Source organism: Streptomyces asiaticus (assembly GCF_018138715.1).
Taxonomy (GTDB): domain Bacteria; phylum Actinomycetota; class Actinomycetes; order Streptomycetales; family Streptomycetaceae; genus Streptomyces; species Streptomyces asiaticus.
The window spans coordinates 8,160,911-8,174,824 of record NZ_JAGSHX010000006.1 but is presented as its reverse complement, the minus strand read 5'-3'; the positions used below and the strand labels follow the sequence as shown (position 1 = coordinate 8,174,824).

11 protein-coding genes are annotated in these 13,914 nt (G+C 70.3%); 7 read left to right on the top strand and 4 right to left on the bottom strand.

Translation table 11 applies throughout. The features are described 5' to 3' along the window. The first annotated feature begins 369 nt into the window (after nt 1-369). From KHP12_RS42900 to KHP12_RS42890, 3 genes are read left to right on the top strand one after another with little or no spacing between them, the layout of a single operon-like run. Complete coding sequence (locus KHP12_RS42900; RefSeq protein WP_211834496.1) at nt 370-2,406, top strand: flavin monoamine oxidase family protein; 2,037 nt, start codon at nt 370-372, stop codon at nt 2,404-2,406. Beyond that, nucleotides 2,403-4,250 (top strand): thiamine pyrophosphate-binding protein, encoded by a 1,848-nt coding sequence (locus KHP12_RS42895; RefSeq protein WP_086883899.1) that lies wholly within the window; start codon nt 2,403-2,405, stop codon nt 4,248-4,250. The genes KHP12_RS42900 and KHP12_RS42895 overlap by 4 nt, the downstream gene beginning before the upstream one ends. A gap of 4 nt (nt 4,251-4,254) precedes the next feature. Then, on the top strand, nt 4,255-4,761 hold the full coding sequence (locus tag KHP12_RS42890) for an inclusion body family protein (protein WP_086883900.1): 507 nt from the start codon (nt 4,255-4,257) through the stop codon (nt 4,759-4,761). Between the two features lie 77 nt (nt 4,762-4,838). Here the strand turns inward: KHP12_RS42890 and KHP12_RS42885 are convergent, their stop codons facing one another. From KHP12_RS42885 to KHP12_RS42875, 3 genes are all read right to left on the bottom strand, one after another. Further along, a complete protein-coding gene (locus KHP12_RS42885) occupies nt 4,839-5,633 on the bottom strand; it encodes a heparin lyase I family protein (protein ID WP_086883901.1) in 795 nt (264 codons plus the stop codon). Nucleotides 5,634-5,748: 115 nt separating this feature from the next. Continuing rightward, the gene (locus tag KHP12_RS42880) at nt 5,749-6,600 is read right to left on the bottom strand and encodes a PaaX family transcriptional regulator (RefSeq protein WP_086883902.1); all 852 of its coding nucleotides are present in this window, start codon (nt 6,598-6,600) and stop codon (nt 5,749-5,751) included. Between the two features lie 62 nt (nt 6,601-6,662). Next, entirely contained in the window at nt 6,663-7,082 is a 420-nt protein-coding gene (locus KHP12_RS42875; RefSeq protein WP_086883903.1) for a RidA family protein, read from the bottom strand. Nucleotides 7,083-7,206: 124 nt separating this feature from the next. Here KHP12_RS42875 and KHP12_RS42870 point away from each other — a divergent pair, with 124 nt between their 5' ends. From KHP12_RS42870 to KHP12_RS42855, 4 genes are read left to right on the top strand one after another with little or no spacing between them, the layout of a single operon-like run. Further along, complete coding sequence (locus KHP12_RS42870) at nt 7,207-7,692, top strand: cupin domain-containing protein (RefSeq protein ID WP_086883904.1); 486 nt, start codon at nt 7,207-7,209, stop codon at nt 7,690-7,692. After that, on the top strand, nt 7,689-8,591 hold the full coding sequence (locus KHP12_RS42865; protein ID WP_210609029.1) for an acyl-CoA thioesterase: 903 nt from the start codon (nt 7,689-7,691) through the stop codon (nt 8,589-8,591). The genes KHP12_RS42870 and KHP12_RS42865 overlap by 4 nt, the downstream gene beginning before the upstream one ends. 40 nt (nt 8,592-8,631) lie before the next feature. Further along, nucleotides 8,632-10,299, top strand: a complete 1,668-nt coding sequence (locus tag KHP12_RS42860; protein ID WP_210609030.1) for an AMP-binding protein — start codon at nt 8,632-8,634, stop codon at nt 10,297-10,299. 11 nt (nt 10,300-10,310) lie between these two features. Beyond that, the gene (locus KHP12_RS42855; RefSeq protein ID WP_211834495.1) at nt 10,311-12,692 is read left to right on the top strand and encodes a bifunctional salicylyl-CoA 5-hydroxylase/oxidoreductase; all 2,382 of its coding nucleotides are present in this window, start codon (nt 10,311-10,313) and stop codon (nt 12,690-12,692) included. A gap of 28 nt (nt 12,693-12,720) precedes the next feature. Here the strand turns inward: KHP12_RS42855 and KHP12_RS42850 are convergent, their stop codons facing one another. After that, the gene (locus KHP12_RS42850; protein ID WP_086879765.1) at nt 12,721-13,896 is read right to left on the bottom strand and encodes an epoxide hydrolase family protein; all 1,176 of its coding nucleotides are present in this window, start codon (nt 13,894-13,896) and stop codon (nt 12,721-12,723) included. Between the last annotated feature and the right edge of the window lie 18 nt (nt 13,897-13,914).

Genomic DNA, 13,914 nt, shown 5'->3' with positions numbered 1-13,914 from the left:
CGGCCGGACCCGTCGGAATAGGTTTCTGAACAGTACCCGAGCGGCCATAGGTATTAGTGCGACGCGCATTTCTTCATTATCGGGCAGGAGTTCGACGTCCGTCCATATCGCGAGCATGGCCGACCTGGCCCCGTTGCGTCCTTCGCCGCCATAGCCACCGAGTTCGCCGAGGCGCCGACGCCGCCACGCCCCCTTCCCCTCCGCCCCCTGGTGAAGCACCCGCCTCAGCCGGATCTCGGGCTCCCGCCAGGGAAAATCCAGCAAGTCGAAATTCCGTCAGCCGCAAGGTCCGCCTTTTTAGGACTTTACCCATACATTACCTTGTGAAGGAAACGAGAAACCGTTTCTGCAAATCTACGATCGCAAGCTATGACCGACGCTCCACGCGATAACTCCGCCACCCGTGCGCGCTGGCAGACCTGTCTCAAGCTGGCCCGCGAACTCCTCCTCATCGGACCGGACAACACCGACCTCAAACTCGGCTATCTCCACACCCTCATCGACACGGGCAGCCTCGGCGTCACCCGCCACCCCCGCAAGAAGATCCTCATCATCGGCGCCGGTATCACCGGCCTGGTGGCCGGCCGGCTGCTGAAGGACGCGGGCCACGACGTCACCATCCTGGAGGCCAACACCGGCCGTGTCGGCGGGCGCATCAAGACCTTCCGCACCACCAAGCACCACCAGCCGTTCGACGACGCCGCCCAGTACGCCGAGGCCGGCGCCATGCGGCTGCCCGACTTCCACCCGCTCGTCCTCGCCCTCGTCGACAAACTCGGGCTCGGCCGCCGCCTGTTCTACAACGTGGACGTCGACCCCGCCACCGGCAGCGGCCCCGATGTCCCCCTCCCCCCGGTGACGTACACCTCCTTCACCGGCCGCACCTGGACCTACGGCGACGACAGCCCCGACTTCCGCGCGCCCGACAAGCGCGGCAACACCTGGATCCGCACCAACCGCGTCCAGGTGCGGCGCGCCGACTACAGCGCCGTCCCGGAGAAGATCAACGAGGGTTTCCACCTCACCGATGACGAGGTCCGCGCCCCCGCCGTGCAGATGGTCGACGACGCGCTGGAGAGCGTGCGGGACTACTACTCCGACGTCGTGGACGGGAAGCGGGTCAACAAGCCGCTCGAGGAGTGGATCGAGGGCTGGGCCCGGGTGATCCATGACTTCGACGGCTATTCGATGGGCGGCTTCCTGCGCGACTACGCCGGGCTCAGCGACGAGGCCATCGAGGCGGTCGGAACGCTGGAGAACATGTCCTCGCGGCTCCATCTCTCCTTCTTCCACAGCTTCCTGAGCCACACCGACATCAACCCCGGTGTGCGCTACTGGGAGATACCCGGCGGCAGCTGGCGACTCCCGGACGCCCTCCACCGGGGCCTGCGCGACGAGGTGCGGTTCGGCCACCGCATGATCCGCCTGGAGTACTTCGACCCCAGCCGCGACTCCACCCCCGAGGGCACCGGTGCCGTCGGACCCGACGGATGGGGCGTGGCCGTGCAGACCGTGGCCGAGGACAACCCGGCGGGCCCCACCCGGCTGTGGACCGCTGACCTGGCCATCGTCACCATCCCGTTCTCCACCCTGCGCTTCGTGGAGATCGTCCCCTCGATGGCGTACAAGAAGCGCCGCGCCATCATCGAGACCCACTACGACTCGGCCACCAAGGTGCTGCTGGAGTTCAGCCACCGGTGGTGGGAGTTCACCGAGGACGACTGGCGCGAGGAACTCGACAGCATCACCCCGGGCCTCTACGAGTACTACCAGCGCGGCGGCGAGACCGGACCCGATCCCGTGCCCGCGCTCGCCGAGGCGGGCCGCGACCTGCTCGGCGCGGCGGTCAAGGACAGCGGGGTCACCGAGGAGTTACGCCAGGTCAACAGCGTCATGCCACTGCGCGGCCCGGCCGTACGACCCGCCACCCACTGCTTCGGTGGCGGCTCCGCCACCGACAACCCCAACCGGTTCATCTACTACCCCTCGCACCCGGTCGAGGGCAGCACCGGCGGTGTGGTGCTCGCCTCGTACTCCTGGTCCGACGACGCCGCGCGCTGGGACTCCATGCGTGAGGCGGAGCGCTATGTCTACGCCCTGCGCAACCTCCAGGCCCTGCACGGGCGCCGTATCGAGGTGTTCTTCACCGGCCTGGGCGCCACCAAGAGCTGGGCCCGCGACCCGTACGCCTTCGGCGAGGCCGCCACGTACACCCCGCACCAGATGACCAGCTTCCATCTGGACGCCTCCCGCCCCGAGGGCCCGGTGCACTTCGCCGGGGAGCACACCTCCCTCAAACACGCCTGGATCGAGGGCGCCCTGGAGAGCGCCGTCCGCGCCGCCACCGCCGTCCACCAGGCACCGCCCCTCACCACCCCGGGCCCGGACCAGGAGGGCGGTTCATGACCGCGATCACCCCCGAGTGCACGGTCGCCCGCTATCTGGCCCGCCGCCTGGCCGAGCTGGGCATCACCCATCTGTTCGGGGTACCCGGCAACCACCTCGGCCCGTTCCTCACCACCCTGCGGGCCGAGGGGGATGTCGAGTGGGTCGGCACCCCCACCGAGGGCGGCGCGGGCCAGGCCGCCGACTCCTACGCCCGTCTCCACGGCATCGGCGCGGCCGCGGTCACCTACAGTGTCGGCGCGTTCAACCTGCTCAACGCCTGCGGCGGGGCGTATGTGGAGCATGTCCCGCTCATCGCCATCAACGCCTGCCCGCCGTACGAGCAGTGGCAGAACTACCGCGCTCTCGGCCTGTTCACCTCCCATATGAGCCCGCGCCGGGAGAGCAATCTGGACGCCTACCGGCAGGTCACCGTGGAAGCGCAGGTCATCTCCAACCCCGGCCTCGCCCCGGGCCAGATCGACGCCGCGCTCACCGCCTGTCTGTCGACGCGCAGGCCCGTCTATCTGGAGGTGATGGAGGATCTGTGGGACGAGCCGTGTGCCGTCGCCGAGGAGCCGCTGCTGCGCCGCGAGCGGCCGTTCAGCGCGCGCAACCAGGCCATGCTGGACAAGGCCGTCGCCGCGATCCTCGCGCTGGTCGAGGAGCACCCCGGCCCGGACGGCAGGCCCCGCCCGATCGTATGGGCGGGCGAGGAGGTCGAGCGGTTCCGCCTCGACCGGCAGCTCGGCGATCTGACACAGGCCACCGGCGTGCCGTTCTGCACCACCGTCGGCGCCAAGGCCGTCCTCGACGAGCGGCTGCCGCAGTTCCACGGCGTCTACAACGGCAAGGCCAGCCACCCGGAGGTGCACTCCATCTTCAAGGACTGGGCCACCTGCCGGATCGGCCTCGGCACCTGGTCCACCTCGAAGAACCTCGGCGGTGAACTGGCTGTCGGCACGGACTGGGTGGTGGCCGCCCGGGGCGGTGTCAGCGTCGGCACCCAGTACTTCCCCGACGTCCAGCTCGCCCGGCTGATACCCGCCCTCCAGGACGCGCTGGTGGCGCGCTTCGGCTCCGGTGGCCTGACCGCCGACTACTTCGCCGAGGCCCACGCCCACCACGGCGCGGCCGAGGACCGTCCCGCCTCCCTCGAGGAGCACCGCGCCACGACGCTCCGCGCCGGCGGCTCGTCGTCCGGGTCCGGCGAACGGCTCACGTACGACGGGGTGTTCGACCGGATCAACCACTTCCTGGCCAAGGAGACCCGGGAGAGCTGGACGGTGGTCTCCGACGCCGCGTTCTCCCTCATCGGCTCGATGAACCTGACCCTGCCAGCGGGCGGCTTCCTGTCGCAGGTCAGCTGGCTGTCCATCGGCTGGTCCGTGGGCGCGGCCACCGGCGCGGCGCTCGCCCCCGAGCGCGGCCACGCCCGCCCGATGGTGTTCGTCGGCGACGGTGCCTTCCAGGAGACCTGCCAGGAGATCTCCACCCACACCAGGCTGGGGCTGCGGTCGGTGGTGTTCGTGATGGACAACGGACACTTCTACGGCATCGAGCAGATGCTGGTGCACCCGTCCTACTACGCGGACCGGGACGCCCACGGCGCCGATGACACGGACGGCGCGGACTTCTACAACGTCCTCCACCCGTGGCACTACGAGCGGCTGGCGGATGTCTTCTCCGGCAAGAAGACCCCGGCGCACGGGGTCAGCGTGGCGCACACCTCCGAGCTGGACGAGCTGCTGGCCCGCCTCACCGATCCGACCGACCCGGTCAACTCCGGACCACTGCTGGTCCGGGTCCGCCTGCACCGGCACGACTACCCGCGGGCGATGGCGTACAAAGTCAAAGGGGAGTAGGAACATGTCGGAAATCATTAACGTGCTGATCGCGTTCGACGCGTACTCGATCGCCAAGCAGTATCCCGACGCGTCAAAGGACTACACCGAGCCGACGTATGTCGACCAGAGCCTGATCTATATGACGACGCGCCAGGACCGCGTCGTCGGCACCTCGGGGGCCGAGCTGAACTTCCGCGCCAACCCCAGGGACATCATCAGGTGGCGCGAGACGACGCTGTCGCTCAACAGCGAGTACTGCGCCCTGCTGTACCGGTACGTGAGCGCCGACCCGCTCATCAGCACACCGCAGGTCGTGATCGGCGACGCCACCTATCCGATCCCGAAGGACGGGGCCGCCGACCGGCCGGACTTCGAGACGCAGGACTACGAGGATCACTTCTGGGAGGCGGACGTCAAGAAGACCGGCGAGGTCACGTACCACTTCTACTTCCAGATCCTGGACAGCGACCAGCAGCTGGTCGGGTACTTCCAGTGGGACCCGTTCATCACCATCGAGAAGCGCTCCTGACGGCCCTCCCCGCGGCCGCGGTCAGGTAGCGGCCTCCCGTAGGCGGCGCGGACACCCGCACCGCCTACGGGCGTATGTCACCAGTTGGCGGGTTCGGCGAGGCGGTAGGAGTTGGCGATGCGCGCCTGGTCGTGGAAGACGGAGAGCTCCGACGGGCCCGCGGGCGGGTTCTCGCGCCAGCCGGTGCAGTAGATCCCGGACGACCAGCGGGCCGTGTTCGACGTCTTGGGCAGCACGGTGACGCCGGTCTTGCTGTACTTCTTCACACCGTTGACCCAGATCTCGATGGCGCCGTCGGTCGCGTGGAACTTGAGGCGGGTGACGATCCGGATCCATGTGCCACGCAGATCGGTCACCTTGGCGACGTTGGCGCTGAAGCCGCCGGATCCGCCGATGCGCAGTTCGTCGTTCTGGATGAACATCAGCTCCCAGGGGCCCTCGGGATCCTCGGGCGACCACTGCTGGAAGGTGACGTTCTGGTTGTGGAACTGCCAGTTGGGGGCGATGTAGACGGCCTGGCCGTAGTAGCGGTCCTGGCCGACGGCCTGGGTGGACGCCTGCACGGTCTCGGAGTGGTAGCCACCACCCTCGTTGATGTACGTCTGCTTGGCCTCGATGGCGTTGCCACCCTTGTAGGCGGGGGTGGTGACATCGCGGATGACGCCTTGCTTCTGGGGCTTCTGCGGGTAGTTGGACCACCCTTCGACGGTGCCCTCGTTCTGGAAGTAGACCCCGGCGGGCAGCGCCCGGACACCCGCGTCGCTCCGGGCGCTGCCCGCCTCCGCGGTGCCACCGCTGAGGGCGAGGCCGCCGACCAGTGCGCCGGTGACGCAGAGCAGATGGATCCGTTTGCCGACCCGTTTCGCTAACATCCGATCAATCCTCTCGGGGAGATATGATGCAGGTCTGGACTTTTCCCAGAAGCTAGCGCTCAGAGCATGATGCGTCCACATCGTAAGCGAAGATAGATCCGATGATGCCTCTGCCCTAGCGCGCGGGGAAGACTCCCGCGGCATGTGCCGCCGCGGGGGCGCTCAGCAGGGTGTGGAGCCGGTCGAAGAGTTCGCCCGCGGCCACGCCGTTCCACTCCGGCGGCAGCAGCTCCAGGGGGAGCCCCGGGTCGCGGTAGGGCATGCGCCGCCACTGGGTCAGCATCGGTACGTACGTCCGGAACGCCTCCAGCGGCTGTGGCTCGCGGTGCGTCACCGCGTCCAGCACGGGGCCGTACCGGTGCAGGAAGTCCGCGTACATGGCGGTGAGTTCATCGAGGTCCCACCAGGAGCGGACCTTCTGCCGCGGGTCCCCGAAGGCCACGTGGTCGCCGGTGAAGATGTCGACGTACGAGGACAGCTCCCGGCGTTCCAGGGTCCGTCGCGCCTCGTCCGCCAGGTGTCCGGGGGCGATCCAGACGCCTGACGCGGCGGTGCCGAAGCCCAGCCGGGTCAGGGCCGTCCGCAGGGCGTGCCGCTTCTCGCGCTCGGACTCGGGGACGGAGAACACCACGAGCACCCAGCCGTCCTCGCGGGACGCCCTGGCCTGCCGGAAGATGCGTACGTCGCCCTCGGCGAGCGTGTGCAGGGTGGAGGCGGCGAGCGAGTACCCGGCGACGCCCTCACGGCGCTCGCCGCGCAGCACCTCGCGGCGTTTCATCCGGGAGACCGAGGACCGCACGGCCCGGCTCTCCACGCCGAGGTCCGCCATGAGGCCGATCAGCGAGGCGACCGAGAGCCAGTTGTGCTCGCCCCGGGCGTAGAGGCCGTAGAGCGTGAGGATGAGCGGGGCGTGGCGGGACTCCCGTTCGCCCGCCACGGTGGTGGCCGGTGTCGTCTGCGCGGTCATTCCCGGCACCCTAACGTCTGGCGCGGCGATGGTGATCACCGCTCTCGCCCGGGTGCGGCCCCCTACGGGCGCGGCGCCACGAGTCGCTCCTCCGGTATCACGGCCACACCCAGGATCTCGATCATGGCTTCGGGCTGCCACAGCGCCGTGCAGCCGATGCCCGCCATGGCCGGGTAGACCGGCCCGGCGAGCTCGCGCCAGACCTTGCCGATCTCCTTGCCGTGCGCCTGGTAGTCGGGGATGTCGGTGAGGTAGATGGTCACGCTCACCAGGTCCTCGGGCCGCCCGCCGGCCTCGCGCAGCGTGGTGAGCACATTGCCGAACGCCTGCCGGAACTGCTCGACGATACCCCCCGGAACGATCTTCATATTGGCATCGAGGGCGGTCTGTCCTCCCAGGTGGAGGGTGTTTCCGGCGAGTGTTCCGTGTGAGTAGCCGCTGGGCTTCGGCAGATCGGGCGGGTTCACGGGGACGGGGGTCATGGCGCCTCCGGCTCGGTTGTGTTCCGTCCTGCCCCACGGCCGGGCAGGTGTATTGACTTTAGATGACGACCGTGAGAAACACGAGACATCGGATCCTGGTCCCCGACTGAACGGAGCCGACCCCATGGAGCCCGATCTGAGCAAGTACCGCCTCGAGGGCGACAATTCGATGTACCGGCTGCCGAGCGGCATCGTCGCCCCCGTGGTGACGCGTGGCGGCCTCGAGAGCGCGAACACCGCCGACTCGGGCGGCGCCGTCCGGGTCTCGGGGGTGAGCATCCAGCACACCCCGGCCACCCGCCTGTGGTTCGGCAAGGTCAGCAACGAACCGGGCTATCGCTCGGTGACCCATCACCACGGCGAGGCCGAGACCGGTGGCTATGTCCTGTCCGGCCGGGCCCGCATCTACTTCGGCGAGGAGCTCCGGGACTACGTGGACATGGAGGAGGGCGACTGGGTCTTCGTGCCGCCGTACATGCCGCACGTGGAGTGCAACCTCTCCCGTACCAAGCCGCTGACCTGGATGACCACCCGGACACCGGAGAACATCGTGGTCAACCTGCCCGATATCGCCGACACCGAGCTGCGCGACTGGCTGGACCGCCGATGACCGCGACGTCCCCCACCTCGGCCGTCTTCACCGCCGCCGTCACCCTGAAGCCCACCCAGCCCGAACACTTCGACCTCGCCTTCACCGCCACCACCCAGCCCTGCCCCTGGCCCAAGGCGTACGGCGGCGATCTGGTGGCCCAGGCCGCCGCGGCGGCCATGCGGTCGGTGACCGACGGCAAGTCGCCGCACTCGATGCACAGCTACTTCCTGCGCCCCGCCGACATCGGCGCCGAGGTGCGCTACGAGGTGGAGGTGGTGCGCGACGGCCGCGGCTACAGCACCCGGCAGGTGCGCGGCTACCAGAACGGCAAGCCGCTGTACGTCTGCCTGGCCGGATTCGCCGCGGGCGAGGCCGGTGCGGCCTTCCACACCGACTTCGCCGAGGACGTGCCCGACCCGGAGGGCCTGCCCAGTTCGGCGGAGTACCTCGCCGAGCGCGGTGGCGGCACCATGACCGAGGAGTCCAAGGCGTACTGGTCCGGCGGCCGCGGCTTCGACATGCGGCACGTCCCCGGCCCGGTCTATCTCACCGTCGAAGGAGAGCGCCTTCCGCACCAGGCGGTCTGGCTCAGGCCCTTCGACACCCTCCGCCCGGTCGACGGGCTGACCGACGCCCAGCGGGATCTGGCCGCCCTGGCGTATGTGTGCGACTACACGATCCTCGAACCCGTGCTGCGGGTGCTCGACCTGCCCTGGGCCAGGCCCGGGCTGGTCACCGCGAGCCTCGACCACGCGATGTGGTTCCACCGCCCGGGGCCGGTGGACGGCTGGCTGCTCTACGTCCAGGAGGCCGTCGCCGCCGACGCGGGCCGGGGCCTGGGCACGGGGCGCTTCTTCACGCGCGATCACCGCCACCTGGCCACCGTGGTCCAGGAGGGCCTGATCCGCCCCACCTGATCCGCCGCTCTCCCCGGCGGGCTCCCGGAAGGACACTTCCGTGACTCTTCCCCTCTCCCCCTCGGCGCACCTCGACACCTTCACCCGCGACCAGCTGCCCCCCGCACACCTGTGGCCGGTCATCGAGTTCACCACGCCGGAACTGCGCTACCCGGACCGGCTCAACGCGGCCACCGAGCTCATCGACACCCCCACCGCGCTGTTCGGCCCCGACCGCCCCGCCCTGCGCACCCCGTCCGGCGAGGTGTGGACGTACGGCGAACTGCGCGTCCGCGCCCATCAGGTGGCCCAGGTGCTCACCGAGGACCTGGGCCTGGTGCCGGGGCAGCGGGTCCTGCTGCGCTCGCCCAACAACCCCTGGACGGTGGCCGCCTGGCTCGGCATCCTCAAGGCGGGTGGTGTGGTGGTGGCCACGATGGCCGCCCTGCGCACCCGGGAGCTCGTCCCCGTGGCCGAGCGCACCCTGCCGTCGATCGCCCTGGTGGACCACCGGTTCGCCGATGACGTCCGCACGGTCCGGGACACCGCGTTGCCCGGTCTCACGGTGGTGGAGTACGGCGGCAGCGGCCCGGCGGACCTGGTGGCCAGGGCCGCGGCCAAGTCCGGTGAGTTCACCGGCGTGGACACCGCCGCCGACGATGTGGCGCTGCTCGGCCCCACCTCCGGATCCACCGGCGCGCCCAAGATCACCATGCATTTCCACCGGGACATCCTGTCCATCGACAACACCTTCGGCCGCCACACCCTGGGCCTGGTCCCCGACGACCTGGTGGCCTGCACCGCGCCCCTGGCCTTCACCTTCGGCCTCGGCATGCTGGTCGTCTTCCCGCTGCGCGCCGGAGCCTGTGCCCTGCTGACCGAGTCCGCCACTCCCCCGCACCTCGCGGAGCTGGTGGAGCGGCACGGCGTCACCGCCCTGGCCACCGCGCCCACCGCCTACCGGGCGATCCTGCGCGAGGGCGCCGAGCGGCGGCTGGACGGGCTGCGCATCGGCGTGTCCGCGGGCGAGCACATACCCCGCGCCACCTGGCAGGAGCTGCGGACACGCATAGGTCTGAGGATCGTCGACGGCATCGGCGCCACCGAGCTGCTGCATATCTTCATCTCCGCGGCCGGAGACGACATCCGGCCCGGCGCCACGGGCAAGGCGGTCCCCGGCTACCGCGCCACCGTACTCGGCCCCGACGGCGCGGAACTCGGCCCCGGGGAGCCGGGCAGACTCGGTGTCATCGGCCCGGTCGGCTGCCGCTATCTGGGCGGCGAACGCCAGCGGGACTACGTCCTGGAGGGCTGGAACATCACCGGTGACATCTTCCACCGGGACGAGGACGGCTACTTCCACTACCACGCCCGCGGCGACAGCATGATCGTCTCCTCCGGGTACAACATCGGCGGCCCCGAGGTCGAGGCCGCCATCGACACCCACCCGGACGTCGCCGAATCCGCCGTCGTGGCCCGCCCCGACCCCGAGCGCGGCTCGATCGTGTGCGCCTTCGTGGTGCTGCGGGACGGCGTGCCCGGCGGCGCGGCCAAGGCGAAGGAGATCCAGGACCACGTCAAACAGGTCCTGGCGCCCTACAAGTACCCGCGCGAGGTGCGGTTCCAGGACGCCCTGCCGCGCAACACCAGCGGCAAACTACAGCGCTTCAAGCTGCTGCGCACGGTCGTCGAGGACGAGCCGGCCGCCGAGGCCGTCGCCGAGAGTTGAGAGGAATCCCCTTGAAGATCGCGATCATCGGCGGCGGTCCCGGCGGGCTGTACTTCGCGGCCCTGATGAAACAGCTGGACCCCGCCCACGACATCACCGTCTGGGAACGCAACGCCCCCGACGACACCTTCGGCTTCGGCGTCGTCTTCTCCGACGAGACCCTCGGTGGCATCGAGAACGCGGACACCACCATCGCCCGGGGCATGGCCCGGCGCTTCGCCCGCTGGACCGACATCGACATCCACTACCGGGGCGAGAGCCACACCGTCGGCGGCCAGGGCTTCGCCGCCATGAGCCGCAAGGAGCTGCTCCACCTGCTCCAGGAGCGCTGCCACGAACTCGGCGTCACCCTGCACTTCTCCACCCCCGCCCCGGACACCGGGCGGCTGCGCGCGTCGTACGACCTGGTGGTGGGGGCCGATGGCGTCAACTCCTTGGTACGGGCCGCCCACGCGGAGGTCTTCCGCCCCTCCCTGGACCGTCGGCACAGCACGTACATGTGGCTCGGCACGGACCGGGTCTTCGAGGCGTTCCAGTTCTTCGTCAAACAGACGGAATGGGGCGTCGTGCAGGTGCACGGCTACCCCTACTCCGCCACCGGCTCCACCTTCATCGTCGAGATGCACGAGGACGTCTGGCGGCGGGCCGGCTTCGACGCCACCGAGGGAGCCGACCTCGCCCCGGGCGCCTCCGACGAGCACGCGGTGGCGCGCGTCCGCGAGCTCTTCGCCGAGGAACTCGACGGCCACCAGGTGTTCGCCAGCAACTCCAAATGGCTGAACTTCACGACCGTACGCAACGAGCGCTGGCACCACGGCAACCTCGTGCTCATCGGCGACGCCGCCCACACCGCGCACTTCTCCATCGGCTCGGGCACCAAGCTGGCGATGGAGGACGCGCTCGCCCTCGCCGCCTGTCTGCACGAACACCCCGACACCGAGGACGCGTTGACCGCGTACGAGACCGAGCGGCGCCCGGTCGTGGAGTCCACCCAGCGGGCGGCGCAGGCCTCACTGGAGTGGTTCGAGAACATTGGGATGTACGTCCACCAGGAGCCGACCCAGTTCTGCTTCAATCTGCTGACCCGCTCGCGCCGCATCACCTACGACAACCTGCGCACCCGGGACCCGGAGTTCGCCGACCGGGTCGATGTGGCCTTCGCCGCCGCGCAGGGCCTCGACGGTGTGGCACCGGCGATGTTCCAGCCGTACCGGCTGGGCGAGCTGGAGCTGAGGAACCGGGTGATCGTGTCGCCGATGGACATGTACTCCGCCGTCGACGGCGTGCCCGGCGACTTCCACCTCGTCCACCTCGGCTCCAAGGCCATGGGCGGCGCAGGACTGGTGATGACCGAGATGGTGTGCGTCTCGCCCGAGGGCCGCATCACCCCCGGCTGCACCGGTCTGTGGAACGACGAGCAGCGCGATTCCTGGCGGCGGATCGTCTCCTTCGTCCATGAACGGAGCACCGCCCGTATCGGCCTCCAGCTCGGCCACTCGGGCCGCAAGGGCTCCACCCGGCTGATGTGGGAGGGCATGGACGACCCGCTGCCGCGGGACAACTGGGAGGTCGTCGGACCGTCCCCGCTGCCGTACGGCCCCGGCTCCGCCGTGCCGCGCGAGCTCACCCGCGCCGATATGGACCGGATCGCCGAGGACTTCGTGGCCGCCGCCCGCCGGGGTGCCGAGGCCGGGTTCGATCTCCTCGAACTGCACTGTGCGCACGGCTACTTGCTCTCCTCCTTTCTCTCCCCGATCGCCAACCGCCGCACCGACGCGTACGGCGGCCCGCTGGAGAACCGGCTGCGTTTCCCGCTGGAGGTCTTCGACGCCGTGCGGGACGTCTGGCCCGCGGAACGGCCGGTGATCGTGCGCATCTCCGCCACCGACTGGGTGCCGGACGGCAACACCGAACACGACGCCGTGGAGATCGCCCGCGCGTTCATCGCCCACGGCGCGGACGCCATCGATGTCTCCTCCGGCCAGGTCACCAAGGACGAACGGCCCGCCTTCGGCCGCTCCTACCAGACCCCGTTCGCCGACCGCATCCGCCACGAGGTGGCCGCCGCCACCGGCGCCGCGGTCATCGCGGTGGGCGCGATCGCCTCGTACGACGACGTCAACTCCCTCCTGCTGGCGGGCCGCGCCGATCTGTGCGCCGTGGGCCGCACCCATCTGTACGACCCGCACTGGACCCTGCACGCGGCGGCCGAGCAGGAGTACCGGGGCCCGGGCGCCACATGGCCGGTGCAGTTCGGCGCGGGCGGCCGCAAGCCCCCGGCCGCCCGCACCGACGCCGTACGGCCCCGACTGTCACTGCTCCGGCCCGACCCCGCCGACCAGGCCGTTCATCTGCGCTGGACGCCGACGCGTGCTCCGGCTCCCGTGCCCTGAGGGGTGGGAGCGGTGCCGGAACCGGGTGTCAGCCCGTCGCCGCCGCCCGGTAGGGGCGGAAGAAGGCGCGCAGCTCCTCCGCGTAGAGCTCGGGCTCCTCGAACGGCGCGAAGTGTCCGCCGCGCTCGGGCTCGGTCACCCGCACGAAGTTCGTGGTGCGCTCCAGCCACGCCCGCGGCGGGCGGACGATGTCGCCGCGGAAGAGCGAGAAGCCGGAGGGCACCTCGACCCGGCGGGCGTGCTGCGCGAGCGGGATGGCGGCGTTGGCGCGGTACATGCGCATCGAGGAGCCGATCGTGCCCGTGAGCCAGTAGAGCGTGACGTTGGTGAGGATCTCGTCCTTGGTGTAGCTCCGCTCGATGTCACCGTCGCAGTCGCTCCACGCCCGCAGCTTCTCGACGATCCACGCGGCGAGCCCGGCCGGTGAGTCGGTGAGCCCGAAGGCGGCGGTCTGGGGCTTCGTACTGTGCATGGCGGCGTAGGCGCCCTCGGCCGCGCTCCAGGCCGCGACGCTCTCGAACCAGGCGCGCTCCTCGGGCGTGAGGTCCGCCGGGTCGCCGCTGAAGCGGGGGAGGCCCCCGTCCATGCGGTGCACGGCCACCACCCGGTCGGGGTGGTCGAGCGCGAGGTAGCGGCTCACATGGCTGCCGATGTCCCCGCCCGCCGCGCCGAACCGCTCATAGCCGAGGACGTCCATCAGCTCGGCCCACAGCCCGGCGACGGCGATGGAGTCGAGCGGCGGGCCGGTGGGCCGGTCGGAGTACCCGAAGCCCGGCACGTCGGGCACGACCACGTCGAACGCGTCGGCGGGGTCGGCGCCGTGCGCACCGGGGTCGGTGAGGTGCGGGATGACCTTCGTATAGCGCCAGAACGAGTCCGGCCAGCCGTGGCTGAGCACCAGCGGCAGGGCGGGCCCGGCCGGGGCGGCGGCCTTGACGTGTGCGAAGTGGATCCCGAGGCCGCCGAGCCGGACCCGGAACCGGGGCAACCGGGCGAGCGCCGCCTCCTGCGCCGCCCAGTCGAACCCGTCCGCCCAGTAGGCGACGAGCTCACGGAGGTAGTCGAGGTCGGTCCCGAGCGCCCACCCGGCGTCCTCGGGCGCGTCCGGCCAGCGCGTCGCGCGCAGCCGCGCGCGGAGGTCCTCGAGGGCGGCGGGGTCGGCCCGCGGGGTGAACGGCTCGGGTCGGGGCGAGGTTTCCGGCATGCCACTCACCCTACAAGC